The 26,009-nt window shown below is 62.9% G+C and carries 31 protein-coding genes; 20 read left to right on the top strand and 11 right to left on the bottom strand.

All coding sequences use genetic code 11. From position 1 onward, the window contains the following. Positions 1–27 precede the first annotated feature (27 nt). From ovoA to KIG99_RS17440, 3 genes are all read left to right on the top strand, one after another. Entirely contained in the window at positions 28–2,136 is a 2,109-nt protein-coding gene (ovoA, locus tag KIG99_RS17450) for a 5-histidylcysteine sulfoxide synthase (protein ID WP_226461313.1), read from the top strand. Positions 2,137–2,258: 122 nt separating this feature from the next. Then, a complete protein-coding gene (locus KIG99_RS17445) occupies positions 2,259–5,321 on the top strand; it encodes an ABC transporter substrate-binding protein (RefSeq protein ID WP_226461312.1) in 3,063 nt (1,020 codons plus the stop codon). A 56-nt stretch (positions 5,322–5,377) separates the two neighbouring features. Then, entirely contained in the window at positions 5,378–5,950 is a 573-nt protein-coding gene (locus KIG99_RS17440; RefSeq protein WP_226461311.1) for a DNA-3-methyladenine glycosylase I, read from the top strand. On the opposite strand, the gene KIG99_RS17435 is transcribed toward KIG99_RS17440, so the two are convergent. From KIG99_RS17435 to KIG99_RS17415, 5 genes are all read right to left on the bottom strand, one after another. Further along, on the bottom strand, positions 5,951–6,226 hold the full coding sequence (locus tag KIG99_RS17435) for a hypothetical protein (RefSeq protein WP_226461310.1): 276 nt from the start codon (positions 6,224–6,226) through the stop codon (positions 5,951–5,953). It lies immediately after the preceding gene. Positions 6,227–6,477: 251 nt separating this feature from the next. After that, complete coding sequence (locus tag KIG99_RS17430) at positions 6,478–6,753, bottom strand: hypothetical protein (protein ID WP_226461309.1); 276 nt, start codon at positions 6,751–6,753, stop codon at positions 6,478–6,480. Between the two features lie 148 nt (positions 6,754–6,901). Further along, a complete protein-coding gene (locus KIG99_RS17425; protein WP_226461308.1) occupies positions 6,902–7,216 on the bottom strand; it encodes a YkgJ family cysteine cluster protein in 315 nt (104 codons plus the stop codon). Beyond that, the gene (gene trmB / locus KIG99_RS17420) at positions 7,213–7,881 is read right to left on the bottom strand and encodes a tRNA (guanine(46)-N(7))-methyltransferase TrmB (protein ID WP_226461307.1); all 669 of its coding nucleotides are present in this window, start codon (positions 7,879–7,881) and stop codon (positions 7,213–7,215) included. The genes KIG99_RS17425 and trmB overlap by 4 nt, the downstream gene beginning before the upstream one ends. After that, entirely contained in the window at positions 7,878–8,837 is a 960-nt protein-coding gene (locus KIG99_RS17415; RefSeq protein ID WP_226461306.1) for a tRNA dihydrouridine synthase, read from the bottom strand. The genes trmB and KIG99_RS17415 overlap by 4 nt, the downstream gene beginning before the upstream one ends. Before the next feature lie 272 nt (positions 8,838–9,109). Here KIG99_RS17415 and KIG99_RS17410 point away from each other — a divergent pair, with 272 nt between their 5' ends. Together KIG99_RS17410 and KIG99_RS17405 are read left to right on the top strand one after the other, a co-directional pair. Continuing rightward, positions 9,110–9,586 (top strand): glutaredoxin family protein, encoded by a 477-nt coding sequence (locus KIG99_RS17410; protein ID WP_226461305.1) that lies wholly within the window; start codon positions 9,110–9,112, stop codon positions 9,584–9,586. Between the two features lie 225 nt (positions 9,587–9,811). Next, entirely contained in the window at positions 9,812–10,252 is a 441-nt protein-coding gene (locus KIG99_RS17405) for a putative toxin-antitoxin system toxin component, PIN family (protein ID WP_226461304.1), read from the top strand. A gap of 12 nt (positions 10,253–10,264) precedes the next feature. On the opposite strand, the gene yaaA is transcribed toward KIG99_RS17405, so the two are convergent. From yaaA to KIG99_RS17390, 3 genes are all read right to left on the bottom strand, one after another. Next, complete coding sequence (yaaA, locus tag KIG99_RS17400; RefSeq protein ID WP_226461303.1) at positions 10,265–11,038, bottom strand: peroxide stress protein YaaA; 774 nt, start codon at positions 11,036–11,038, stop codon at positions 10,265–10,267. Between the two features lie 24 nt (positions 11,039–11,062). Further along, positions 11,063–11,869 carry an AraC family transcriptional regulator gene (locus KIG99_RS17395; RefSeq protein WP_226461302.1) on the bottom strand — a complete coding sequence of 269 codons (807 nt, stop codon included), beginning with the start codon at positions 11,867–11,869 and terminating at the stop codon, positions 11,063–11,065. A gap of 98 nt (positions 11,870–11,967) precedes the next feature. Then, on the bottom strand, positions 11,968–12,519 hold the full coding sequence (locus KIG99_RS17390; RefSeq protein ID WP_226461301.1) for a YbhB/YbcL family Raf kinase inhibitor-like protein: 552 nt from the start codon (positions 12,517–12,519) through the stop codon (positions 11,968–11,970). 212 nt (positions 12,520–12,731) lie between these two features. On the opposite strand from KIG99_RS17390, the gene KIG99_RS17385 reads away from it, so the two are divergent. The 10 genes from KIG99_RS17385 to bioD all read left to right on the top strand — a co-directional run bounded on the left by KIG99_RS17385 (position 12,732) and on the right by bioD (position 20,242). Then, positions 12,732–13,904 (top strand): DUF2863 family protein, encoded by a 1,173-nt coding sequence (locus tag KIG99_RS17385; protein ID WP_226461300.1) that lies wholly within the window; start codon positions 12,732–12,734, stop codon positions 13,902–13,904. Between the two features lie 52 nt (positions 13,905–13,956). After that, positions 13,957–15,327 (top strand): adenosylmethionine--8-amino-7-oxononanoate transaminase, encoded by a 1,371-nt coding sequence (gene bioA, locus KIG99_RS17380; RefSeq protein ID WP_226461299.1) that lies wholly within the window; start codon positions 13,957–13,959, stop codon positions 15,325–15,327. 69 nt (positions 15,328–15,396) lie between these two features. Beyond that, positions 15,397–15,663, top strand: coding sequence for a hypothetical protein (locus KIG99_RS17375; RefSeq protein WP_226461298.1), 267 nt, complete (start codon positions 15,397–15,399; stop codon positions 15,661–15,663). Beyond that, the gene (locus tag KIG99_RS17370; protein WP_226461297.1) at positions 15,660–16,064 is read left to right on the top strand and encodes a type II toxin-antitoxin system VapC family toxin; all 405 of its coding nucleotides are present in this window, start codon (positions 15,660–15,662) and stop codon (positions 16,062–16,064) included. Before KIG99_RS17375 ends, KIG99_RS17370 begins: the two co-directional genes overlap by 4 nt. Positions 16,065–16,113: 49 nt before the next feature. Then, entirely contained in the window at positions 16,114–16,425 is a 312-nt protein-coding gene (locus KIG99_RS17365; RefSeq protein ID WP_226461296.1) for a DUF1889 family protein, read from the top strand. A 40-nt stretch (positions 16,426–16,465) separates the two neighbouring features. After that, the gene (locus KIG99_RS17360) at positions 16,466–16,831 is read left to right on the top strand and encodes a hypothetical protein (protein WP_226461295.1); all 366 of its coding nucleotides are present in this window, start codon (positions 16,466–16,468) and stop codon (positions 16,829–16,831) included. 73 nt (positions 16,832–16,904) lie between these two features. Continuing rightward, complete coding sequence (gene bioF, locus KIG99_RS17355; protein ID WP_226461294.1) at positions 16,905–18,083, top strand: 8-amino-7-oxononanoate synthase; 1,179 nt, start codon at positions 16,905–16,907, stop codon at positions 18,081–18,083. 32 nt (positions 18,084–18,115) lie between these two features. After that, positions 18,116–18,829 carry an alpha/beta fold hydrolase gene (locus tag KIG99_RS17350; RefSeq protein WP_226461293.1) on the top strand — a complete coding sequence of 238 codons (714 nt, stop codon included), beginning with the start codon at positions 18,116–18,118 and terminating at the stop codon, positions 18,827–18,829. After that, a complete protein-coding gene (bioC, locus tag KIG99_RS17345; RefSeq protein WP_226461292.1) occupies positions 18,822–19,583 on the top strand; it encodes a malonyl-ACP O-methyltransferase BioC in 762 nt (253 codons plus the stop codon). Before KIG99_RS17350 ends, bioC begins: the two co-directional genes overlap by 8 nt. Beyond that, positions 19,580–20,242 (top strand): dethiobiotin synthase, encoded by a 663-nt coding sequence (bioD, locus tag KIG99_RS17340; RefSeq protein WP_226461291.1) that lies wholly within the window; start codon positions 19,580–19,582, stop codon positions 20,240–20,242. Before bioC ends, bioD begins: the two co-directional genes overlap by 4 nt. Here the strand turns inward: bioD and KIG99_RS17335 are convergent. Beyond that, entirely contained in the window at positions 20,231–20,566 is a 336-nt protein-coding gene (locus KIG99_RS17335; protein WP_226461290.1) for an Hpt domain-containing protein, read from the bottom strand. The genes bioD and KIG99_RS17335 overlap by 12 nt on opposite strands. A 33-nt stretch (positions 20,567–20,599) precedes the next feature. After that, positions 20,600–21,652 carry an HD-GYP domain-containing protein gene (locus KIG99_RS17330; RefSeq protein WP_226461289.1) on the bottom strand — a complete coding sequence of 351 codons (1,053 nt, stop codon included), beginning with the start codon at positions 21,650–21,652 and terminating at the stop codon, positions 20,600–20,602. Positions 21,653–21,703: 51 nt separating this feature from the next. Between KIG99_RS17330 and KIG99_RS17325 the strand changes: the two genes are divergently transcribed. The 5 genes from KIG99_RS17325 (at position 21,704) to KIG99_RS17305 (ending at position 25,081) form a co-directional block, all read left to right on the top strand. Then, complete coding sequence (locus KIG99_RS17325) at positions 21,704–22,312, top strand: septation protein A (protein ID WP_226461288.1); 609 nt, start codon at positions 21,704–21,706, stop codon at positions 22,310–22,312. Next, positions 22,312–22,614, top strand: coding sequence for a YciI family protein (locus KIG99_RS17320; protein ID WP_226461287.1), 303 nt, complete (start codon positions 22,312–22,314; stop codon positions 22,612–22,614). Before KIG99_RS17325 ends, KIG99_RS17320 begins: the two co-directional genes overlap by 1 nt. Further along, positions 22,611–22,871, top strand: a complete 261-nt coding sequence (locus tag KIG99_RS17315) for a BolA family protein (protein WP_226461286.1) — start codon at positions 22,611–22,613, stop codon at positions 22,869–22,871. Before KIG99_RS17320 ends, KIG99_RS17315 begins: the two co-directional genes overlap by 4 nt. Positions 22,872–22,906: 35 nt before the next feature. Next, positions 22,907–23,698 carry a peptidylprolyl isomerase gene (locus KIG99_RS17310; protein ID WP_226461285.1) on the top strand — a complete coding sequence of 264 codons (792 nt, stop codon included), beginning with the start codon at positions 22,907–22,909 and terminating at the stop codon, positions 23,696–23,698. A gap of 72 nt (positions 23,699–23,770) precedes the next feature. Further along, positions 23,771–25,081, top strand: coding sequence for an EAL and HDOD domain-containing protein (locus KIG99_RS17305; RefSeq protein WP_226461284.1), 1,311 nt, complete (start codon positions 23,771–23,773; stop codon positions 25,079–25,081). Between the two features lie 64 nt (positions 25,082–25,145). On the opposite strand, the gene KIG99_RS17300 is transcribed toward KIG99_RS17305, so the two are convergent. Further along, a complete protein-coding gene (locus KIG99_RS17300; protein WP_226461283.1) occupies positions 25,146–25,991 on the bottom strand; it encodes an HDOD domain-containing protein in 846 nt (281 codons plus the stop codon). Between the last annotated feature and the right edge of the window lie 18 nt (positions 25,992–26,009).

Genomic DNA, 26,009 nt, shown 5'->3' with positions numbered 1-26,009 from the left:
CAACCCACGAATTCATCCGGAAATCGTATGTCCCAGCCCATTTTTCCCCAAACGCCGCGGTTGACCGGTAGCGATGCCGAGCAGATGCGGCAGCAGATCCTCGCTTACTTTCACGCCACCTTCGACCGCTACGAGCAACTGTTCGAGGTGCTCAAGGACGACGCGGCCTACACCGTCAAGCCGATCGCGCTGCGCCATCCGCTGATCTTCTACTTCGGCCACACCGCGACCTTCTTCATCAACAAGCTGGTGCTGGCCGGCCTGCTTGAAGAACGCATCAACCCGCAATTCGAGTCGATGTTCGCCATCGGCGTCGATGAAATGAGCTGGGACGACCTCAACGACGCGCGTTACGACTGGCCGACCGTCGACGCGGTGCGCGCCTACCGCAAGCAGGTGCGCCAGGCGGTCGACTGCCTGATCCGGACGCAAACGCTCAGCCTGCCGATCAACTGGGACAACCCGTGGTGGGTGATCCTGATGGGCATCGAGCACGAACGCATTCATCTCGAAACCTCGTCGGTGCTGATCCGCCAGCACCGACTCGACTACGTGCAGCCGCACCCGGCCTGGGAACCCTGCCGCGAAAGCAGCCTGGCGCCACAAAACACCCTGGTCGATATTCCCGCCGCCAGCTTCCGCCTTGGCCGCGACCGCAGCGAACCGCAAATCTACGGCTGGGACAACGAATTCGGCCGGCATCCGGCGTCGACCGGTAACTTCCAGGCCAGCCGCCATCTCGTCTCCAACCAGGAATTCCTCGCCTTCGTCGACGCCGGCGGCTACGCCGACGACGCGCTGTGGACGGAGGAAGGCCGCGCCTGGAAGGCATTCGCCAGGGCGGAACAGCCAAGCTTCTGGATCCGCCAGGGCCGCCAGTGGCGCCTGCGCCTGATGCTCGAAGAAGTGCCGATGCCCTGGAACTGGCCGGTCGAAACCAACCAGCACGAGGCCAAGGCGTTCTGCAACTGGCTGGCCCGCCAGACCAACCAGCCGGTACGTCTGCCGACCGAAGACGAATGGCAGGCGCTGCGCCTGTTCGCCAGCATCCCCGACCTGCCCGGCGACGGCCCGGACGCCAATCTCGGACTGGCGCATTTTGCCTCCAGTTGCGCGGTCGACCGCTACGCACACGGCCCGCTCTTCGATGTGATCGGCAACGTCTGGCAATGGCTGGAAACGCCCATCTATCCCTTCCCCGGTTTCGAGGTCCATCCCTGCTACGACGATTTCACGACGCCGACCTTCGACGACCGCCACAACCTGATCAAGGGCGGCTCGTGGATTTCCTGCGGCAACGAAGCGGCGCCGGTCGCGCGCTACGCCTTCCGCCGCCACTTCTTCCAGCATGCCGGTTTCCGCTATGTCGTCAGCGACGCGCCGGCCGGCCGCCCGGCCTCGCATTACGAAACCGACCACCTGGTATCCGAGTACATCGAATTCCACTACGGCGCCGAATACTACGGCGTACCCAACTTCCCGCAGACCCTGGCCCGCATGGCGATCAGCGCGATGGGCAACAAGCCGGCCGGCAAGGCCCTCGACCTCGGCTGCGCCACCGGCCGCGCCAGCTTCGAACTGGCGCGCCATTTCGCACAAGTCACCGGCATCGATTTCTCGGCCCGTTTCATCGGCATCGGCACGCAACTCATCGACCAAGGCCGGCTCGGCTACACCCTGGTCGACGAAGGCGAACTGCTCAGCCACAAGGAATGCAGCCTGGCCGAGCACGGCCTCGCAAACTTTGCCGGCAAGGTCGAATTCTTCCAGGGCGACGCCTGCAACCTCAAGCCCATCTTCACCGGCTACGACCTGATCCTCGCCGCCAACCTGATCGACCGCCTGTACAGTCCGGCCCGCTTCCTGGAAAGCGTGCACGAGCGCCTCAACCCGGGCGGCCTGCTCATACTGACCTCGCCCTACACCTGGCTGGAAGAACACACCCGGCGCGAAGAGTGGATCGGCGGCTTCAAGCAGGACGGCGAGAACGTGACCACGCTGGACGGTCTGAAAGCCATGCTCGGCGAGCATTTCCGACTGGTCAGCGGGCCGCTTGAAGTGCCCTTCGTGATCCGCGAGACAAAACGCAAGTTCCAGCACACGCTGGCCGAAGTGACGATCTGGGAACGGCGTTGAAAAAGCGTGGACAGGAATACCTTGCCCGGCGCGGACGCAATTGTCTTTCCGTACCAAGGCAACGTAATATTCCTCTGACCCCAATATCCACCAGTGGCATGCAGCATGTGCCGGACAACACCATGCAGCAGCGCCACCAATTACTCGTCAATCACACCAGATCGTTCTGGACGCTGCTCCTGCTGCTCGCCTGGGCGACCGCATCCTTCGCCCAGACGCAGGTCGTAGACCTGCAGTTGCGCTGGCATCACCAGTTCCAGTTTGCCGGTTACTATGCCGCGCTGGAAAAAGGTTATTACCGGGAAGAAGGCCTCGACGTCAGGCTGCATGCCGGCGACCCGCAGCACCAGCCTGTCCCCGAGGTACTGGCCGGGCGGGCCCTGTATGCCGAAGGCAACAGCGAACTCCTCTACCAGCGCCTGCAGGGCAAACCGCTCGTCGCGCTGGCCGCGATCTTCCAGCACTCGCCCTCGGTGCTGCTGACCCTGGCCAGTTCGAACCTCGGCTCGGTACACGACCTGATCGGCAAGAAAGTCATGCTGATGAACATGACCGAGGACGCCGACTTCATTTCGATGTTTCTCAGCGAAGGCGTCGCCCTCTCGCAACTGGACATCATCCCGAGCAGTTACCAGCTCGACGACCTGATCAGCGGCAAGGTCGCCGCCTTCAACTCCTATCTGACCAACGAACCGTATTTCCTGCAGCAGCACGGCATTCCCTACAAGATCATCGATCCCGGCAGCTACCGCATCGATTTCTACAGCGACATCCTGTTCACCTCGGAAAACGAACTGCGCGAGCATCCCGAGCGCGTCGCCGCGATGCGCCGGGCAACGCTCAAGGGCTGGCGCTATGCGATGGATCACCCTGACGAAATCATCGACCTGCTGATCGAGCGCTACCACGTCGACAAAACACGCGACCACCTGCAATTCGAAGCGGCGGAGATGCGCAAGCTGATCTTCCCCGATCTGATCGAGATCGGCCACATGAACCCCGGCCGCTGGCAGCACATGGCCGACACCTTCGTCAAAGCCGGCCTGGCCAAGGCCGGCTATAGCCTCGATGGCTTTATCTACGACCCTGCTCCGCAACGCGTTCCGGCATGGATAACACCGACCCTGATCGGCCTGCTTTGCATCCTCGGCGCCGCCTTGCTCGGCAGCTTCCACCTGCATCGTCTGAACCGGCGTCTGGCCAGCACGCGCCTCACGCTCAAGGAAAGCGAAGAACGCTACAAGGCGCTGAGCGACGCCTCAAACGGCGGCATCTTCATTCACGAACGAGGCATCATCCTCGAATGCAACAAGGGACTTTCCGACATCACCGGCTACAGCCGGGAAGAACTGGTCGGCATGAACGGCTACCTGTTGATTGCAGAAGAGTCGCTCGCCCTGGTCAAAAGCAACATCCGGAACGGTTATGACCAGGAATACGAAATCACCGGCCTGCGCAAGGACGGCTCGCGCTACCCCCTGATCATCAAGGGCAAGAACAGCACCTATCGCGAGCGTCCTGTCCGGGTCATCGAATATCGCGACATCAGCGCGCAAAAGCAGGCAGAAATCATGTTGCGCGAGAGCGAGCAGCATTTCCGCAACCTCGCCAACGGCGGCTCGACCCTGATCTGGGCCTCGGGCCTCGACATGCTGTGCAATTACTTCAACGAACCCTGGCTGCGCTTCACCGGACGCACACTCGAACAGGAATATGGCAACGGCTGGGCGGAAGGCGTGCACCCGGACGACTTGGCCGCCTGCCTGCAAACCTATGCCGACGCCTTTGAACAACACCGGGCATTCAGCATGGAGTACCGCCTGCGCCACACCGACGGCTCGTATCGCTGGCTGCGCGACGACGGCACCCCGCGCCACGACAGTCATGGCACCTTCCTCGGCTACATCGGCTTCTGCGTCGACATTACCGAGCAGAAGGCCACTGCAACAGAGCTCGAAAAGCATCGTACCCACCTCGAATCGCTGGTTGCCGAGCGCACCGCCGCGCTGCTCGTCGCCAAGGACCAGGCAGAAGCGGCCAACCGCGCCAAGAGCACTTTCCTGGCCAACATGAGCCACGAACTGCGCACGCCGATGAACGCCATCATGGGCATGACCGACCTGGTCATGCGCCGCAGCAGCGATCCGAAACAACTGGACCAGCTGGGCAAGGTCAAGCAGGCATCGCGACACCTGCTCGACATCATCAACGACATTCTCGATCTCTCCAAGATCGAAGCCGGACGCATGGGACTGGAGAGCATCCGCTTCACATCGGACGAGGTACTCGACGAAGTCAGGGGGCTGATCGCCAACGAAGCCGCGGGCAAAGGCCTGCAATTGCATATCGGACTCGCCCCGGAACTGGCAGGCGAGCAATTTCTGGGCGACCCGCAGCGCATTCGCCAGGTTCTGCTCAACCTGCTCGGCAATGCCGTCAAGTTCACCGCCAGCGGCTCGGTCAGCGCCACGGTCGAAACACAGGAGCGCCACCTGGACAGTACCGTTCTGCGTTTTATCATCCGCGATACCGGCATCGGCATTGCCGCCCGTGATCTGGACCGCCTGTTCACCGCCTTCGAACAGGCCGATGGCTCGACGACCCGCAAATACGGTGGCACCGGCCTCGGCCTGGCGATCAGCAAACGCCTGGTCGAGATGATGGGCGGCGAAATGGGCGTCGTCAGCACGCCGGGGCAAGGCAGCACCTTCTGGTTCACCCTCCGCCTCGGCAATACGCCAGCCGGTTTGGCGGACGACAACCTTGCCAGCCAAGGTACCGCCGAGGCGCGACTGCGCAAAGAGTTTGCCGGCCGCCGTATCCTCCTCGCCGAAGATGAACCGATCAACCAGGAAGTCTCTCGCGAGTTGCTCGAAGATGCCGGCCTGCACGTCGACATCGCCGGCAACGGCGGCGAAGCCGTCGCACTGGCCGCAGCCGGCGACTACGCACTGATCCTGATGGACATCCAGATGCCGGTCATGAACGGCATGGAAGCAACGCGCGAGATCCGCGCCATTCCCGGATACGAACAGGTTCCCATTCTCGCCATGACAGCCAACGCCTTCAGCGAGGATCGCCAACTCTGCCTCGATGCCGGGATGAACGACCACATCGGCAAACCGGTCGACCCGCAGTGCCTGTTCGAAACGCTGGTCAAATGGCTGGTCAAGACGCGACGCTAAAAACGCCGGCCAGCGGTCGACGGCCGAAAACAGGCAAAAATCACGGAGGCGAAACCATGCAACGTTGTCCCTGGTGTGAAGGTTTTGACCTCTACCGCCAATATCACGACCAGGAATGGGGCGTGCCGCTACGCGACGACCAGGCGCTGTTCGGACTATTGCTGCTCGAAGGCGCGCAAGCCGGCCTGTCGTGGGCGACCATCCTGAAAAAGCGCGAACACTACCGGCGCGTCTTCGACGACTTCGACCCGGTCAAAATTGCTGCCTACGACGACGCCAAGGTCGCCGCCCTGCTCGCCGATCCCGGCATCGTGCGCAACCGCCTCAAGGTCGCCGCCGCGATCCGCAACGCGCAGGCCTTCCTGGCACTGAGCGCCGACGGGCAAAGCTTTTCAGACTTCCTGTGGAGTTTTGTCGGCGGCCAGCCGATCCAGAATCACCGGTCGGCGCTGAGCGAGGTGCCCGCGCGCACCCCGGAATCGGATGCAATGAGCAAGGCGCTCGCCAAGGCCGGCTTCAAGTTCGTCGGCTCGACCATCTGCTACGCCTTCATGCAGTCCTGCGGCATGGTCAACGACCACCTGACCAGTTGCCCGCGCCACGCCGAAGTGCAGCAGGGCAAGAACTGATCAGCTCTCGAGGCGGCGGACTTCCCGGTATTCACGCACGACCACCGCTTCGCCCTCGATGATGTCCGCGTCGCGCTGGCTGCGGATATCCGCCATCGCCTTGCGCAGCGCCCGCGTCTTCCACCAGAAATAACCGACGCCAATGGCTCCGAGCAAGGCCACGACCGGAATCAGTACGACGGAAAACATCACGCCTAGCACCAGCGTCGCAAGACCAAGCAGCGTGGCAACAACTTTCTGGAGAGGATTCAGCGAACTGGTCTGGATGGTGATCATGGTTACCTGAGGCTTGCCGGCGCAGGATGCCTGGCGCTGGCTGGGTGGATGAAAGGTGGGTCGGCAATTAAATCGTGCGACCACAGCAGGAAGATACGGGCGGCCCCGGGCGTTTTCAAGTAACCGATTGCAACGGGCTGTACCGGTGCTTCAAGGCGCCTGCTGAATCACGGGGTTGGCGAGCGGGGGAATCATCAAATCGACGGGGCCAAGTTGAGCGGCGGTTCCTTGTCCCAAGCGGATAAAACTCACTACAAAAAAAAGGCCTTGAAGGTATCAAAAATCAAACGGCCAGAAATTGCTAGCGAGCATATGAACAAAAGAACAACAAATCTCTGCGCGTCTGCAATTACGAAACGACTACCAGAACCCCTTTCTTCTGGTGGCAGTTCTTTCTTCCCATTCAATCCAACTAACCTCTCAGTCTCGCCTTCCGAGTAGTTACGTATTAAGCCAATCCATTGAGCAAACTGAATGTTGAAAAATACGGATAGAGCACTAAGCACAAGAAGAATCCATTTATCCATAGTCCCTCCAAGGCAAAGACAACAGCATACACGTGTTGTTAGCCACTCTTAACCGACACCCGTCAAAGACCTCGCCTTGCCTCCGCGACAGCTCTCTCGCCCCCCGGACTCGCTGGCAAGAAACCAAAAACCACCAGGGTAAAAAACCTCAAAGCGCCGCCAGCCCGCAACGCTGGCGCGCCCTATTGCAGGCCGCGTGCTCCGTGTCAAATTCGCGGCACGGCGACGGTCTACCGTCGTAAATCGTGCAATTTACCGCTTCGCCGACCTGGCCGGCGAGCGCGATGCAGCGCGGTGGCGCGTCGTCGGTGCCGCGCATGCGCACGATGTTGGGGGTGACCGGCAGCGTCATTTCGAGCGGTACGCCCTCGCCCCAGGCGAAGGCGCCGCCGGCCAGTTCGGCCGGATGGAAATCAACACGAAAACTGACGCAGCAGGCGCCGCAGCTCTGGCAGACGCTCATCCGAGATCGACCCGGCAACGCCACAGCGCGTGGCCGGAAGCGAGGTATTTCTTCTCGAAAGGTGTCATCGGCGCGTCCGTCACATAGGCTTCGGCCGCCACCGGCTGGCCGCTCAGCCAGCCCAGCGCGAGCGCCATTTCCTCGATGTAGATGTGCCAGTTGCTGCGGCATTCGAGCACGCCGCCCAACTCTTTCCATACGGGGAAAACAGCGTGCCCCTGCCAGCGCCGCGCCAGGTGGCCGATCTTCGGCCACGGGTTCGGGTAGAGGTTGTAATGCCGCGCCAGACGGATGCCGTTTTCGCCGAGCAGGCGCCAGAAGTCGACCAGGTCGGCGCGGATCAGCACGGCGTTGGCCGGCATTTCCATGGGTTTGCCGCGACTCAGGCGGTCGACCGACTGATCGACGCCAAAAACAAAATGCTCGGGAAACTGCTGCGCGATGTTCAGCGTGCTCCAGCCGACGCCGCAGCCGGCATCGAGAATCAGCGGCGCGCTGCGGCCGAACTGCTCCCAGGCAGCCAGGGCAGCGGCAAACGCCTCACGGTTGTAATCGGCGACCGGCTTCCTGAACGGATGCGCCAGATGCCGGCGGACCAGCGCTTCCAGGTCGCGATGCGGGCCGTCCTGGGCGCTGCTGATGAAACGCGAGTTGCCTTCGTTCATGCCGCGAGTCGCTCCGGGCTCAGGATGCCGGCGGCGAGCAGCGCCGCCTCGATATCTTCGGCTGCCTTGATCGGGCGCAACAGCTGATAAAGCACCTCAGCCTCGGGATAATTGCGGCGCAACATCGCCAGCCATTGCTTGAGGCGCCCGCCGGCGTGAAAAGGCACCACCTTGCGCTTGATGCCCAGCCAGTAATTGCCGACGCCGGGCAGGATTTCCTCCCAGCCGCCGACGGCCTCGCCACGCACCTTGCGGGCGAGCAGCGGATCGGCGACGGCACCGCGGCCGATCATGATGTCGGCGCAACCGGTGACCTGCTGGCAATTGCGAAAATCCTCGACGGTCCACACTTCGCCATTGGCGATCAGCGGAATGTCGATCGCGGCGCGCACCTTGTCGATCCACGCCCAGCGCGCCGGCGGCCGGTAGCCGTCGGCCTTGGTGCGGCCATGCACGATCAGCTCGTCGATGCCGGCAGCGGCGAGTGCCTGGGCGTTTTCCACGGCCCGGCTGGTGTCGTCGATGCCGAGCCGCATTTTGGCGGTAAACGGGATGTCGACCGGTACGACGGCGCGCACCGCGGCGGTGATTTCATGCAGCAATTCCGGCTCGCCGAGCAGCGCCGCACCACCGCGATGGCGATTGACGGTTGGTGCCGGGCAACCGAAATTGAGATCGACCCCGGCCGGCTTCAGCGAAACCAGCCGGCGCGCATTCTCGGCCATGAAATGCGGGTCGGAGCCGAGCAACTGCACGCGCATCGGCGTACCACTCGCCGTCCGGCTGGCATTGAGCAACTCCGGGCAGATGCGCTCGTAGGTCTTGGCCGGCAACAGCGTGTTGGAAACCCGGACGAATTCGCAAATCCCCCAGTCGTAGCCGCCGATATCGGTCAGCACGCCGCGCAATAAATCGTCGGCGAGGCCTTCCATCGGGGCGAGAAGAATGCGGGACATGCGGCGGAATCCGGGTGAGAAAAAGAAGGGGCGCATTATAAGCCGGGGCGTAAAGGCTGCTTCGCGAGTTGGCAGAAACCGAGAGGAATCAATACCGAAACACAATATCGAGCCGTGGGTGAACAACGACACAAAGTTGAAAACCGGCTTCTGCAGAGACCGTCCAACAAGCCATTCCCTGCCCCGCAAACAACAACCCAACGTCATAGTCGATGCGTTATCATCACCCAAGCCGATTTCACCCACCAACCCGCGAAGCACACCTCAATCCTATGAAAACACATGGACACAGCAAGCTTTGGCTCGTGCTTGCGCTCGGAATGCTGGCCAGCCTGAACGCCCTTGGCGACAACGTTTACCGCTCGCTAAGCCGGGATGGCAAGGTCACTTACAGCGACCAACCACCATCCACCGGCAAGGTCCAAAAAATCTATTCGTTTGAAAACCTTCCCTCGTCACCGGTTCCGGATCGCCCCAAAACCCAGGAAAGTGTCGGTCAGAAAAAGCCGTCCCCCCAAGCCCCAACGATGACCGGCACTTACATGTATTCTGCCAACTGGTGTGGCTACTGCCGTAAAGCCAAAGCTTATTTGAACCAACGAGGCATCGCCTACCAGGAAATTGATATCGATACAGCTGAGGGCGGAGCGGCATTCACTACCGAGGGAAGAGGCGGCATCCCGTTGCTGGTACGGAATGGTCAGCGGGTAAGGGGCTTTTCCACCGCCGCCTACGATGCCCTGTTTTGAAAATTGAAAGCAGCAATCACAAGGACTGACTGAAGCGTACTGGCCGCAGCTTCGTGCTCAAGTAAGCAATTCCGGAATGGCTGCTCCTCGGCCATGCCCGCAGTGTCAAAACGGCACTCGACGATAAACGCTTCGCCATGGATTTCCGGCGCAAACGTCCGTTGTTCGGGCAAATCATCGCTATGCCGGAACTTTCCACGCCTGAGCAAGGCGCGGGGCCATGGCATGGCGCTTATAATCCGCGCCATGCTGCGCTTCGTCCTCGATACCAATGTCGTCCTCGACCTTTTCCACTGGGCCAATACCGATGCCGTGCCTATCATGGCGGCGCTGGAGGCGGGGCGGATCGAGTGTTTTGTCGATGAACGCACGCTCGACGAGTTGCAGCGGGTACTGACCTATCCGCAACTCAAAATGACCCCGGAAATGATCGTCGACCGCTACGCCCGCTACAGCGGCCTGGTCAAATGCGTGCAGGCCGGCGAGGCACCCCACCTGCCGCGCTGCAAGGATCGCGACGACCAGAAGTTCCTCGAACTCGCGGCGCGCTGCGGCGCCGACGTACTGGTCAGCAAGGACAAGGCGCTGTTGAAGCTGCGCGGGCGCACGACGCTGACTTTCCAGATCATGAAGCCGGCGGCGGCTTCGGCGCTGCTCGCTGGCTGAGGCGAGGCCGGCCTACTCCTGACGCCGGCGGAACACCCAGCTCTTGTCGTCGGAAGCTTCCGGCACGTAAGCGTAGCCGTCGCTGTCAAAGTCCTTCAGGCCTTCCGGATCGGTCAGGCGGTTGAGCACGGCGTAGCGCGTCATCAGACCGCGCGCCCGTTTGGCATAGAAGCTGATGATCTTGTAGCGCCCGCCCTTCCAGTCCTCGAACACCGGCTGGATCAGTTGCCCCTTGATCTTGCGCCCGACCGCTGCCTTGAAATATTCCTCTGAAGCGAGGTTGACCGCTACGGGATGCGGCATCGCGTCGAGTTCGGCATTGATCGCGTCAAGCAGGGTTTCACCCCAGAAGGCGTAGAGATCCTTGCCCGCCTTGTTGGCAAATTTGGTGCCCATTTCCAGGCGGTAGGGCTGGATCAGGTCGAGTGGTTTCAGGATGCCGTAGAGGCCGGACAGGATGCGCACCTGGCTTTGCGCGAAGTCGAGATCGTCGGCGCTCAGCGTCTTGGCGCTCAGACCGTCGTAGACATCGCCGTCGAAGGCGAGCACGGCCTGCTTGGCGTTGTCAGGGGAGAACGGCAGCGACCAGTCGGCGTAGCGGTTGAAATTGAGCAGCGCCAGCGGATCGGACAGGTCCATCAAATTGGCGATGTCGGCCGGCGACAGCTTGCGCAGCTGTTTGATCAGCGTTTCCGACTGTTTCAGGTAGGCCGGCAGGCTGTGCGTGGCGACATGCGGCGGCGTCTTGTAGTCGAGCGACTTGGCGGGGGAGAGGAAGATCAGCATGTTGCCAATCTTACCGGAAGCCTTTCAGGCGTGCAGCGCCAGCCGGCGGATGGCGCTCGGCGCGAAGCCGAAGCGCCGGCGAAAGCGCACGGCAAAGTGTGACGGCGACTGGTAGCCGACCTGCAGGGCGATCTGCGTCACTGGCTGCGCGCTGCATTGCAGCAGGTTGAGCGCAAACGACAGGCGCGCATCGACCAGGATTTCCGACAGGCTGGTCTCTTCGTCGGCCAGGCGCCGGCGCAGCGTTGCCTCGCTCATCGCCAGCTCGGCAGCGACGGCGGCGGCACTCCATTCCTGCGCCAGATCGCGGCCGATCAGACGGCGCACCTTGAGCGCAGCGGTCAACGCCTCGAAAGGGGCAAATTTGCCGCCGTGCGCACCTATCCACAACAGCATTTCGGCGGCCCGGTGCCGGGCAATGTCGAGCGGCATGTCGGCATCCTCGACGGCAGCGACCGCGCGCTGGAAGGCAGCCATGAACTCGGCGGACCGGGCCGGCAGCGGCAAGGCCTGGCGGATCACTGGCTGCGCCGGATGTGCCGCGGCGTGCGCAGCGATCAACGAGGCATCCCAAGCCAGCCAGAAAGCGCGGTAGCTGCCGTCCGCGGCCGGCTGGTTGATGATGTCCACCGTCTGGCCGCCAGCAATCGCCACCGCCTCGCCAGCGCCGATGACGCATTCGCCCTGCGTCCGGCGCAACGTCTTGCTGCCGCGCTCGACGACGATCAGCACCGGCTGCTCGATGCACAGGCGCTTGAATTCGAGCGCCTGCTTCTGCAGCACACTGGCCGTGGTGGCGACGCCGGGGCGATGGAGGATGCGCGGTTGCATGCGGTTCCCGTTCTGGTTGGTAAAAGGCCGACGATGGTTTTTGCCATTTTGGCAGCGTCGACCGCTGGCCGCATCATAGCGGCCAGTAAGCCCAACGCTCAACGCGCTCCCTGCAAAGTCAGGCTGGCCTTGCCCAGACCGTTCGCCCAGCTCATGAAACCGACCAGCGCCGGCGTCGCGTTGGGCGGCAAATCAAGCTTTTCGACCTTGAGCGCATGCACGGTGATGACGTAGCGGTGATTCTGCCCGACCGGCGGGCAGGCGCCGAGATAACCGGGCTGGCTGGCGTCGTTGGCGATGCTCAATGCCCCGGCCGGCAGCTTGCCGCCGGCACTGCCGGCGCCGGCCGGCAATTCGTTCACGCTGGCCGGGATGTTGGCCGTTACCCAGTGCCACCAGCCGGAACCGGTCGGCGCGTCGGGGTCGTACATGCTGACGACGAAACTTTGGGTGCCGGCCGGCGCGCCGGACCACTTGACCTGCGGCGACTGGTTGCCGCCCTGGCAGCCGAACGTGTCGGCGTACTGCGCGGCGGGTAGCCGGCCGTCGATCTGGCTGGCGCTCTCCACCTTGAACTCGGCGGCCTGGGCCAAACCGGCGGCCAGCGCCAGAACGGTCAACAGGCTGAAATTGCTGTTTTTGCATTGCATGTTATTTCTCCTTGCGGGTTGGGACTGTCCGCAGTTTGCCGACGCCGCCCGCCCAGCGCTGTCCTGCAACGCTCAAGCATTGTTGCGATCCGCTCAAGTTGCGGCCGATCAGGCGCGCCACGCGTCTGGCGGATAGCGTCACAGGCAGCGATGGCCGCCGCCAATCGCCGCCCGGCTGGTAAAATCCTGTCTTTGTATTTACTGGAACACCCATGAAACGAACCCGCTTCGGCTCGCGCGACCGTCTTTCCCGCGATGCTGCTGAACTCCAGCGTCTGTCCACCGGCCTTTCCGAATCCGGCGGCAAGCTTGAAGACAGCTATTGGGAAGCCCAGCTCGGCGAAATGGTCGACAGCCTGTTGAAGAACGGCGCCGAGGACGACATCAATACCGCGCTCGACCGCCTATTCGAGGCCAACCCGCGCGCCCACGACGAACTCGCCGACATGGTCGAAGCGCGCGCCGAAACCATGCGCATGGAAGCCAAGGGCAGCGAATTCGACATCATGCTGTTCACCGCGCCGGTGCTCGCCTGGTCGCGCTTCTCGATCCCGTCCTGCCCGGTGCCCAAGGCCACTGTCGAAGCCCTCGCCACGCAACTGGGCGCCCACGTTTTCGGCGCCGACAGCCGCGTTGCGCTGGCCGATTTCCTGTTCAGCCCGGACCAGTTGCCGCGCAGTTTCTGCGACACCTGGCTGCTCACCCAGTCGCTCGGCGAAGCCGCGCTGGCCGGCCAGCACCTGGCGGTCGACAGCAACGGCATGCCGGAAACCAACCGCTTCCTCTCCGACGTGCGTTACCTGGTCGGCGCCATCGCCATTCCGCGCGGCAAGCCGCTGTTCCGCTGGAACGAGAAGGACGGCAGCAAGGAAGGCGCGCTCAAGGAATGGATCAAGCAGGGCAGCCCCAATCTCGAAGCGCTGCTCACCGGCTGCGCCTGGCAACCGCTGCTGCCTGACGCCTACCACGCCGGCTGCCGCAATGCGGACCGTCTGTCGCGCCCGTATTCGCTGAAAGCCTCGGTCGCCTTCCTGCAGACCATGCTCGGCCTGATGCCGGCCGACATCCGCGCCGTCGTCGGCCCCTGCTACGACCGCCGCATGGAGGAATATCGCGTCGGCCTCGGCCCCAAGGATGCTGACGACACCTACCACGGCATCGTCTGGCCGCTGCTCGGCGCCGAAGACGAAGCGACCGACGCCGCCGGCGAGATCGAAGCCGTGCTGCGCGAATGCGGCGTCAAGGATGTGCTTTTCCTCGACCATCATTTCCCGATGGAATTCTGCGACGACTGCGGCGCCCCACTCTTCCCCAACGCCGAAGCCGAACTGGCGCACGCCGAAATGCCCGAGCAGGCCGCCGCCAACTCGCAAGCCCTGCATTGACCGACCCACGGGCTGGCGCGCGCAGGCGTGCCGGCCCGAATTCGCCGACACCATGAGCAATTCATCCAATTCCGACTGGCTGGCGCGCAGCCAGGCCGCCGTCTGGCATCCGTGCACGCAGATGCAGCACCACGCCAACGCGGCCTCGCCGGCGCATCTGCCGCTCGTCCCGATTGCCCGCGGCAGCGGCGCCTGGCTCTACGATTTCGACGGCAGGCGCTACCTCGACGGCATCAGTTCGTGGTGGACCAACCTGTTCGGCCACGCCAACCCACGCATCAACGCGGCGCTCAAAGAGCAACTCGAGACCCTCGAACACGTCATGCTGGCCGGCTTCACGCACCAGCCGGTGGTCGAGCTTTCCGAGCGTTTGAGTGCGTTGACCGGTGGCGCGCTCGGCCACGCCTTCTACGCCTCGGACGGCGCCTCGGCGACCGAGATCGCGCTGAAGATGAGCTTTCATTACTGGCGCAACGTCGGCCGCCCGGAAAAGGCGGAATTCCTCTGCCTGGCCGGCAGCTACCACGGTGAAACGGTGGGCGCGCTGGCCGTCACCGACGTCGCCATCTTCAAGGATGCCTACGCGCCGCTCGTCCGTCATGCCGCACACGTCCTGCCCTCGCCCGATTTCCGCTTGGGCGAGCCGGGCGAAACGCCGGCCGACGTCGCCCGCCGCGCCGCCGCCGGCCTCGCCGACTGGCTGGAGAAAAACGGCGAACGTACCGCCGCGCTGATCGTCGAACCACTGATCCAGGGCGCCGCCGGCATGGCGATGTACGACCCGGAATACCTGCGCCTCGCCCGCCAACTGTGCGACCAGCACGAAGTGCACCTGATCTGCGACGAAATCGCCGTCGGCTGCGGCCGCACCGGCACCTTCTTCGCGCATGAACAGGCCGATATTGATGGCAACCCTATCCGGCCCGACCTGATGTGCCTGTCGAAAGGCATCTCCGGCGGCTACCTGCCGCTGTCCATCGTCCTGTGCAGCGACACGATCTACAACGCCTTCCTCGACGATTCGGTGGCGCGCGCCTTCCTGCACTCGCACAGCTACACGGGCAACCCGCTGGCCTGCCGCGCCGCGCTGGCGACGCTCGACATCTTCGAAAAAGACGACGTTTTAACGGTTAACCGCGACAAATCGGCCAGAATCGGCGCCGCGCTGGCGCCGCTGCTCGACCACCCGCAAGTCAGACACCTGCGCCTGCGCGGCATGATCGCCGCCTTCGACGTCGCCACCGACGACCCGCACTTCTCGCGCAAGTTCTACCGCGCCGCGCTGGAACGCGAAGCGCTGCTGCGGCCGATCGGGAATACGGTTTATCTGATGCCGCCGTATGTGGCCAGCGACGAGGAAATTGCGCAACTCGGACGGGTTGCGCAACAAGCGCTCGACACTGCCCTCGCCGGAAAAGCCTGAGCACTCCAGGCTTCTTGCACCGGGAAGCACTTTGTATTACCGTTAATACAAACCTTCCCGGAGCCTGCCATGACCACCACCGTTCGCCTTCCTTTGCGCCTTGAACAGACGCTGGGCCGCTACTGTGTCGAGCATAGACGCAGCAAATCCGAAGTCATCATCGAATTGCTGGAACAACGTTTTGCCGCCGAGCAAAGCGAAAAAACGCCTTACGAACTGGCTTGCGAAGCCGGCTTTCTCGGCGCCATCGAAAGCGACGAAAACACCGCCAGCGAAGCGAATACCCGCGTCAAGGCCGCCATCGCCCGCAAACACGCCCGGACAGACGCTGTATGAACCTGCTGCTCGTCGATACCGGGCCGCTCGTCGCGCTGGCCAATCAGCGCGACAAACACCACGCGCCCTGCCGCGAATTTCTCAAGAACTACCGCGGCCGCCTGCTCACCACCTGGGCCGTGCTCACCGAATTCTCCCACCTCGCCGGCTCGGTCAAAGCCAGCGTGGCGCTCTACCAGTGGATCGAGCGCGGCGGCATGGAAATCGCCAACCTCGGCCGCGACGAACTGGTCAGCACCATCGACTGGATCACCCGCTACGCCGACCGCCCGATGGACCTGGCCGACGCCTCGCTGGTCATCACCGCCCTGAAAACCGGCTGCTGCGATGTCTGGACGCTGGATCGGGCGGATTTTGAGACTTATCGGCTGCCGGGTAGGAAGAAGTTTCGGTTGGTGTGAATGAAAGATGTCGCATTTCCCTCAATTGCTGCGTGAGAAGGAAAATGGAATGAATCCAATACTGAAAAAGGCGATAGAGACGCTATCCCATGTCGTTAATGTTTCGACAGGACTTGCTCACCCTCTCGATGACTCAAGAGCGAAGGAACTGTTTAAAGCGCTTCACAAACACGGCATTCCATTAAGCTCAAGTGACGTGTATTCGATAGCAATTAACAACTCATGGTCTGAGCGTCATGCTAAAACTCTATCTGAACTCGCAGAGAAAATAGGAAATGGGGGGCGAGTTCAGATTAAGCACCCTAAAGAATGGGGGGAGCCAACAGTCAAAAAGATAATTTCCGAATTAATTGAACTCTGACTCGCACCAGCTTTACTAGACATCACACCAAAGGCTCCCCATGGCAATCGGTTGGCTAAGCATTCTCAAGGCAGTTCCCTGGACCGACGTGGTCAGCAATGCGCCCAAGGTTGCCGATGGCGCGAAGAAGTTGTGGGAAACGGTCGCCCGCAAGAAAGCGCCGACCGGTACTTCGGCCAGCGCGACAAGCGACACCTCCAGCCCGGCCGGTCAGGAAGCGCGGATCGCCGAATTGGCGGGCGAACTCGACCGGTTGCAGCAGGAAATGCTCGCCTCGTCGCAACTGCTCAAGACCTTGGCCGAGCAGAACGCGCAACTGGTGCGCCGCGTCTATTGGCAAAGCCGCCTGCTGCTCGTGGTCGGCCTGATTGCCGTAGCCGGCCTGACGCTGGTCCTGCTGCGCTGAAAGCGCCCCAAGGCCAAGCCGTATAATCCACGCCCCGCCAGCCGGCACGGCCCAGCCGCCATTCAAGAAAACCATGATCGAAACCCGCCTCACCACCGAACTCGAAGAAATCGCCGCCACCGGCCTGACTCGCCGCCGGCGTGTGCTCACCTCGCCCTGCGGCCGGCTCGCAACGGTCGACGGCCGGGAAATGCTCAATTTCGCCAGCAACGATTATCTCGGCCTCGCCGGCAACGCAGAAATCGCCCGGGCCATGGCCGACGGTGCGCTGCACTGGGGCGCCGGCAGCGGCGCGTCGCACCTGGTCAGCGGCCACCTGGCGCCGCATGAACAGATTGAAAAGGACATCGCCGCCTTTGTCGGCTTTCCCCGCGCCCTGACCTTTTCCACCGGCTACCTGGCCAATCTCGCCATCGTGCCGACGCTGGCCGGGCGCGGCGCGGCGGTCTTCGCCGACAAGCTCAACCACGCCTCGCTGATCGACGCCGTGCAACTGGCCAAGGCACAGGGCGCCGACAGCCAGCGCTATGCGCACAACGACATGGCGGCGCTCGAACGCCAGTTGGCGGCGAGCCAAGCCAGGACCAAGGTAATCGTCAGCGACGCGGTGTTCAGCATGGACGGCGATCTCGCGCCGCTGCCGCAACTCCTCGCGCTGGCCGAACGTTTCGACGCCTGGCTGGTGATCGACGACGCGCACGGCTTCGGCGTGCTCGGCGCACAGGGCCGCGGCAGCCTGAGCCATTTCAACCTGCCGGCAGCAAAGCGCATCCTGCTCATGGGCACGCTGGGCAAGGCGGCCGGCGTTGGCGGCGCCTTCGTCGCCGGTTCGGAAATCGCCATCGAATACCTGCTGCAGCGGGCGCGCAGCTACATTTTCACGACCGCCGCACCGGCACCGATTGCCTGCGCGCTAAGCAAAAGCCTCAGCATCATCGAACAGGGCGAAGCGCTGCGCGCCAACCTGTTCGCCCGCATCGCCCAACTGCGCGACGGCCTGGCCGGCCTGCGCTGGCAATTGCTGGCCTCGCCGACCGCCATCCAGCCGCTCATCGTCGGCGAAAACGAGGCGGCACTGGCGCTCGCCAAGGCGCTCTGGGAACGCGGCCTGTGGGCGCCGGCAATCCGCCCGCCGACCGTGCCGAAGGGTACGGCGCGGCTGCGCATTTCAGTCTCCGCTGCGCACACCACCTCCGACATTGCATGCCTGATTGACGCATTGCGGGCCGAAGCGGCGGCGCTGGCGGGTTAAAATTCCGCCCTTGCCCTGATTTTTCTCCCGCGATGTCCGCTCCCCTTTATTTCATTCCCGGCTGGTTCCTCGGCCGCGGCCCGCTCGCCGCAGCGGTCGACGCGCTGCACGGGCAGTTTTTCGATCTGCCCGGCTACGGCGCTGAGCCGCTGATCGCCGATTTCGACGCTGCCGCCGCCGATATCGCGGCCCGTCTGCCGGCCGGCAGCACCTTGTGCGGCTGGTCGCTCGGCGCCCAACTGGCACTCGCCGTCGCGGCGCTGGCACCGGAAAAGGTCGGCAAGTTGGTGCTGGTGGCCGGCACGGCCAGCTTCGTGCAGCGCGAAGGCTGGCCGCACGGCATGCCGCCGGCGATGCTTGCCGAATTCACGACCGGCATTGCCGCCGATGCCGAGGCCATGCTGCCGCGCTTCGTCGGCGGCTTCAATCGCGGCGACGCGCGCGCCAAGGCCGTGACGCTGCAATTGCTCAAGCTGACCGACCCGCGCCCGGACGCTACCGTGCTCGCCTGTGGCCTGGAATGGCTGCGCAGCGTGGACCTGCGCAACGCGGCCCGCCAGGTCAGCGCGCCGACTCTGCTCCTGCACGGCGCCAACGATCCGCTGATGCCGCTGCCCGCCGCCGAGGCGCTCGCCGCGCTGATTCCGGGCGCCCGCCTTGAAGTCTTTGCCGATTGCGCGCACGCGCCCTTCATCTCGACGCCGGCCGATTTCGTCGCCCGCCTCACCGCCTTCGTCAATGCATAAACCGGCCAAGGCGCGCGTCCGGCAGTCTTTCGAGCGTGCCGCCCCGACTTACGACAGCGCCGCCGACGTGCAGCGCCGCATCTGCGACCACCTGCTCGCCGGCCTGCCGGACATCCGGGTCGACCGTCTGCTCGATGCCGGTTGCGGCACCGGCTATGCGCAGGCCTTGCTGCAGGCGCGCTTTCCCGCCGCCCTGGCACTCGCCCTCGATCTGTCGCCGGCCATGCTGGGCCGCGTCGCGGCGCCGTGCTGCCGCCTCGCCGGCGATCTCGAACATCTGCCGCTGGCCGACGCCAGCCTCGACCTTTACTGGTCCAGCCTGGCCGTGCAGTGGTGCGAACTGGCCCTGGCGCTGCGCGAGGCGCGGCGCACGCTCAAGCCGGGCGGCCGGCTCGCCCTGGCCAGCCTCGGCCCGGCGACTTTCCACGAACTGCGCCATGCCTTTGCCGGCGTCGACGAATACCGTCACACGCTCAGTTTTCACAGCCCGGACGAAATCCGGCAGATTGCGCTGGAGGCCGGCTTCGCAACGGTCGACGTGCAAAAAAGCACGGAAATCACCTGCTACCCGGATTTCAAATCGCTGCTCAAGGCAGTCAAGGCGGTCGGCGCCAACCAGGTCGGCGACGGCCAGCGGCGCAGCCTGATGAGCCGCGCCGCCTTCGCACGCGCCGAAGCGGCCTGCGAAACCTTGCGCACAGCGGCCGGCCTGCCGCTCACCTACGACGTCATCGCGCTCTACGCCCAAGCATGAAAAAAGCCTATTTCCTAACCGGCACCGACACCGAGATCGGCAAGACCTTCATTACCTGCGCCCTGCTCCACCGCGCGGCGCAGGATGGCCAGAAGGCCGCCGGCCTCAAGCCGGTCGCGGCCGGCACCGATGCCGCCGGGCAAAACGAGGATGTCGAGCAGATCCTCGCCGCCAGCAATCTGGCGCTGCCGCGCGATATCGTCAATCCCTATTGTTTCGCTGCGGCCATCGCGCCGCACATCGCTGCCGCCGAAGCAGGTCGCAACATCGATTTCGCCGTGATCAAGGCAAGCTGCGCAGAGGCGATGGCCGCCGCCGATTTCCTCGTCGTCGAAGGTGCCGGCGGTTTTCGCATTCCGCTCGGCGTCGACCGGGACAGTGCCGACCTGGCGGTCGACCTTGGTTTACCGGTCATTTTGGTGGTCGGCATGCGCCTGGGCTGCATCAGCCACGCGCTGCTCACGGCCGAAGCCATCGTCGGCCGCGGCCTCAGGCTGGCCGGCTGGGTCGCCAACCGGATCGACCCGGCAATGTCACGCTTTGCAGAGAATCTGGCGACGCTGCAGGAATTGCTGCCGGCACCGCTGCTCGGCGTCGTACCGCACGCGCCGGAAGGCGGCGCGGCCGGTGCGGCAAGTTTCCTGAACCTACCCGGCTAACACGCCGGCGACTTCACGCAGGCGTGCCTGCAGCGCAGCAATGTCGTCGGCGAGCCCCGTGGTCTGCCCCTGCTTGACCTTGTGCTCGACAACTTGTGCCTCTTCGGCACCGGCATCATCCGAAAAGGTCGCGAGCAGCCCCTTGACGGTATGCACTTCGCGCTGCAGATCCGGCATCGCAGCGGCGGCCAGGGAGGCGGCCAGGGCCATGCAGTTGTTTTCGACATCCTGCAAAAACATGTCGACCATCATCGTATAAATTTCCTCGTCGCCACCCAGACGCTCGAGAATCACTGCCTTGTCCAGCTTGAAAGCTGCTGTCATTCCTGTCTCCATCCTTTATTCACCAACGCCGGCTCAAAGCATCGGCGCGTCTTCATCCTGAAAGCGTTGCCGAATGTCGAGCACGATATCCCAGGTTGCCAGAAAAGCCTCCACGCACAGCGGATCAAAATGCTTGCCACGGCCTTCCTCGAGGAAATGCACGGCATCCTCAAGCGGCCAGGCTTTCTTGTAGGGACGCTCCGAGGTCAGGGCGTCGAACACATCGGCCACCGCGACGATACGGCCAAACAAGGGAATATCATTGCCTTTCAGGCCGCGCGGATAGCCGCTGCCATCGTACTTTTCGTGATGGCTGATGGCGATCTGGGCGCCGGCACGCAGGATTTCCGAACCGCTGTTGTTGAGCAGTTCATACCCGAGACGGGCGTGTCCTTTCATGACTTCGAACTCTTCCGGCGTCAGCTTGCCCGGCTTGAGCAGGATGTTGTCGGGAATGCCGATCTTGCCGACATCGTGCATCGGCGCCGCTTCGAGAATCAGCTTCTGCACGGATTCGTCGAGATCCAGCCCTTTGGCGATGGCTTGCGAGTAATAGGCCATGCGCTGGATATGGGCGCCGGTTTCCGGATCGCGAAACTCGGCAGCACGCGACATGCGGAAAATCAGTTCCTTCTCGCGATCGCGGATTTCGCGGGTCTGCTCATCAACCAGTGCTGCGAGGTGCTGGGCGCGGTCGGCCAGGAACTTCTGACCGGTGCGCAGCGACAGCATGTTGCGGGCCCGGGCCCCGAACTCGACACGATCGATCGGCTTGGTCAGGAAATCGTTGGCACCGCCGAGCAGCGCCTCGTAGCGCACGTCCCGCTGGTCGTTGGCTGTCACCATCAAGATCGGCACTTCATCGCGACCGTGCAGGGCACGGAAGGCGCTGATGAAACGCAAGCCATCCATGTCCGGCATCATGTAATCGACGATGACCAGATCCGGCACATTTTCCCGGCACCAGTCGAGCGCTTTCAGCGGATTTTCGAACAGGACCGGGCTGCATTCACCCAACTTCATGACCAACGCCCTGATCAGGGTCAGGTTGATATCGCTGTCGTCGATGATCAGCACGGTATGCATAAACGTTCTCGGATACGGATGGGTTGATTCCGGAGTATATAATGCGCCGCCATGAAACTGCTTTTCGACCTCTTCCCCGTCATCCTCTTCTTTGTCGCCTTCAAGTACTCCGAGAAAAGTCCGGAGCTTGCGGCAAGCTGGGTTGCCTCCCTGCTCGGCTCGGCTACGGTCGACCTCAAGCAGGCGCCGATTTTGCTCGCCACCATCGTCGTCATTGCCGCAACCGTCGCCCAGATCGTCTGGGTCCGGCTGCGCCACGGCAAGGTGGACAAGATGCTCTGGGTCAGCCTCGCGCTGGTCAGCATCTTTGGCAGCCTGACCCTGATCTTCCAGAACGAGGCCTTCATCAAGTGGAAGCCGACCATCCTGTACTGGGTGTTCGCCGGCAGCATCGCCTTCTCATCCTTCATCCTGAAAAAGAACGCGATCAAGGCCATGCTCGGTGAGCAACTGACCCTGCCCGAATCCGTCTGGAACCGACTCAGCCTGTCCTGGGTGGCCTTCTTCCTCTTCATGGGCTGCCTGAACCTGTTTGTTGCCTTCAATTTCTCGACCGACACCTGGGTCAATTTCAAACTGTTCGGCGGCATGGGCCTGTTGTTCGTCTTCATCGTCGGGCAAGGTCTGCTGCTGTCGAAATACGTGCAGGAAGAAAAATAATGCTCTACGTCATCATCGGTGAAGACCGCGCCGGCTCGCTCGAACAACGTCTGGCCGCCCGCCCCGCCCATCTTGAACGCCTGCAGGCCCTGCAGGCCGAAGCCCGCCTGATCCTGGCCGGCCCCTGCCCGGCGATCGACTCGCCCGATCCCGGCCCGGCCGGCTTCTCGGGCAGCATCATCATCGCCGAATTCGCCTCGCTGCCTGCCGCGCAGGCCTGGGCCGACGCCGACCCTTACGTCGCCGCCGGCGTCTATGAAAAAGTCGTCGTCAAGCCGTTCAAAAAAGCACTGCCGGCGTGAATACGGTCGAACTGCTGCGCCAGCGCCTGGCCGTATTGCAGGCGGAATCGATCGCTATTGAAGATGAGTCGCACCGTCACGCCGGCCATGCCGGCGCCAAGGATGGCGGCCACTTCGTGGTGCACATCGTCGCCGCGGTTTTTGCCGGCAAGAATACGGTCGCCCGCCATCGCCTGGTTTATGACGCGGTCGGCGACCTGATGCGCGGCAAAATACATGCTTTGGCCATCAACGCCCGCACGCCCGACGAAGTATAATTTTCCGGTTTTCCCCCACCCCAAGGATAAATTACATGCTCAAACTTTCCCGTCTGGCTGCCCTGCTCGTTGCTGGCGCCATCGTTTCGGCGCCGGTGCTGGCTGCTGAAAAGGGCAAGCCCGTCGCCACGGTCAACGGCGTCGCCGTTACGCAAGCAGTGTTTGATGCCTTCCTGGCCGAGCAAAAGGCCCAGGGCGCTCCTGACTCGCCCGATCTGAAAAATGCGGTCAAGGAAGAACTGGTCCGTCGCGAAGTCATCGCCCAGGAAGCAAAGAAAAAGGGCCTCGACAAGAAGAGCGAAGTCCAGGGCCAGATCGATCTCGCTCGCCAGGCCGTGCTGATTCGCGCCTTCCTCTCCGATTACTCGCGCGCCCATCCGGTCACCGATGCCCAGCTCAAGGCTGAATACGACGGTATCAAGGCGACCCTCGGCAATACGGAATACAAACCCCGCCACATCCTGGTCGACAAGGAAGATGATGCCAAGGCCATCATCGCCAAGCTCGACAAGGGCGAGAAGTTCTCCGAACTGGCCAAACAGTCGAAGGACCCGGGCTCCAAGGACAAGGGCGGCGAACTCGACTGGAGCACCCCGAGCTCCTACGTCAAACCGTTTGCCGAAGCGATGGCCAAGCTGAAAAAGGGTGAGTACACCAAGGCACCGGTCAAGTCCGATTTCGGCTACCACGTCATCCAGCTCGATGACTCGCGTTCGCTGACCCCGCCGCCGTTCGAGCAGGTCAAGCCGCAACTGCAACAGCGCGTCACCAACCGCCAGATCGAACAACTGGTCAAGGATCTGCGCGAGAAGGCCAAAGTCGACTGAGCTCGCCTGCCGCATGCGATAATGCCCGCTTGCAAGCGGGCATTTTTGTTTGGGGGAACGGGGTTGTTCAGCTTGAAAAAAATCTTCGCCGGTGACCCCGGCGCGTTGGTCGAAAACCAGCTTCAGAACGACATTCTCTACGACCAGGGAAAGACCGCCCTGCTCTGCCGGGAAGCCGTGTTTGACCGACAGAACCGTCTGGCCGGCCACCTCTTCCGCCTCTACCGATCCGCCCTGCTGGCCAATGGCCCGGACGACGTCCAGCACCTGATCGACGACCTGCTGCTCAATACCCTGCTGGCCAGCAGCGCCGCCTGGAACACCTTGCCGGCTTTCATCCCGCTATCCTCGATCTCGCTGCGGCAGGCAACGGTCGATCGCCTGCCCGGTGAAAATGTCGTGCTCCTGCTGCACCTCTCGAATCGCGACACCGACACGGCGGCACTGCACGAAAAAATCAGCCGCCTGCGCCAGCGCGGCATCGGCATCGGCCTGGCCCATCGCCCCGGCCATCCAGCCTTCAGTCTTTTAGCCCCGCTGGCCAACTACGGCGTCATTGATGTTGCCGGCAGCGACGCCGGCAATGTCCGCGACATCTCCATGGCGTTCCGGGCCAGCGGAAAACAACCGCCGGCACATCTGTTTGCCGCCAATATCGACACGCTGGACGAGCACCGCCTCTGCCAGCAATGGCATTTCAACTTCTTCCATGGCAACTTTGCCGCCACCGCCCCGGCCAACCCAGGGGCACGCCAGGTCGACCCGCACAAGATTCACCTTCTGAACCTGCTGCGCCTGGTCCAGGGCGAAGCCGAAACGCCGGAAATTACAGCAGCGATGAAGCGCGACCCGGTATTGACCTTCCGCATCCTGCGTTACCTGAACTCGCCGGCGATCGGCCTCAACCACCGTATCGACTCGATCAGCCAGGCCTTGATCATGCTCGGCCGGCAGCGCCTGACGCGCTGGCTGGCCATCCTGCTCTTTTCGGTGAGTGAAGCCAATTTTGCGGACTGGATGCTGGTCGAAAGCGCGCTGACCCGCGGCAAGCTGATGGAGGAGCTGGCGATGCTGAGTTCGCCGCCCCTGCCGCCTGACCCGCTCTTCCTGACCGGAATTTTCTCCTGCCTGGAGCGTCTGCTGCAGCAACCCTTGCACGACATCATCGAAGAGCTGCCGCTAGCGCAGGAAATCAGCCAGGCCCTGCTCGAGCGGAACGGCCCTTACGCGGCACTGCTCGCCGTGGCCGAAGCCAGCGAGAGCCACGATCCCGTACAACTGCAGGATGCAGCGGTCGACGCCGGAATCAGCCCGAAAAGCATCAATAGCGCCCTGCTCGGCGCCACTGCCTGGGCCAGCGAAGTCACCGAACACTGGGAATAGCCAGGACCGGAAAAACCAGACAGATACTGTGCCGGCGCTTAGGCCAAACAGGTGCAAAGGCTGGCTAGGCCAGCCACTCGCACATATCCTCGATGAGGTCATCAATCGCCACCAGCGACAAGCCCAGGCTTTCACAGGCGACGGAAGCTGCCTTGTGCCACTCCTGTTCGCCATGATCACCCACCTGCAGGCGGATGATGTGTTCGGCAAGAACGACTATCGAGATCAGGCGTTTTACATCGTCGGAAACACGCCCCGGCTCGGCCAACAGACGATAGTCGTGATGGTGCAGGATGCCTTCGGCAACGAATGACGGCAAATGCCAGCGGCGCGCCAGGAAATAACCGACCACCGCATGATTGGTGCCGAGATGACGTTCTTCCACCTCGGTGAAACTCTGCTCATCCGCCACGTTGGCCTCGGCCAGCGCGGCCCTGGCCTGCGGAAAGCGCTTCATCAACAGCGGAATGCCGCAATCGTGGAAAAGCCCGAAGGTGTAGGCCACGTCGGGCCGCACGCTGCGCAGGCGGCGCGCCAGTTCGGCGGCAAGGCGCGCGGTCCGGGCAGATGAATCCCAGAAACGATCCAGCGGCACATCGGGCGCACCGGACAGGGCCACCTTCAGCAACTGGGTCAGCAGCAGATTGAACACCTGCTGCGTGCCCAGCACCTGCAGCGCCTGGGTTATGGAGTTGAGCGCTCGCCCCGTCGAAAAGGCAGGTGAATTGGCGACCTGCATCAAACAACCGGAGAGCGCGACATCGGTGCTGATGTGACGCGCAATTTCCCGTGGATCCGGGATTTCCTTTTTCAGTTCGGCATCAACGGCCAGCAAGACGGCGGGGCAAGGTGGAAAGTCGACACCCTGCAACAGACTCAACAACTCTTTCTCTTCGGATACGGCATTCATGCGGACGGCTCCTGGTTG

This window comes from Quatrionicoccus australiensis, assembly GCF_020510425.1.
GTDB classification, from domain to species: domain Bacteria; phylum Pseudomonadota; class Gammaproteobacteria; order Burkholderiales; family Rhodocyclaceae; genus Azonexus; species Azonexus australiensis_A.
Note: the sequence above shows the minus strand (reverse complement) of the source record. Positions and strands in the feature narration are given on the sequence as shown.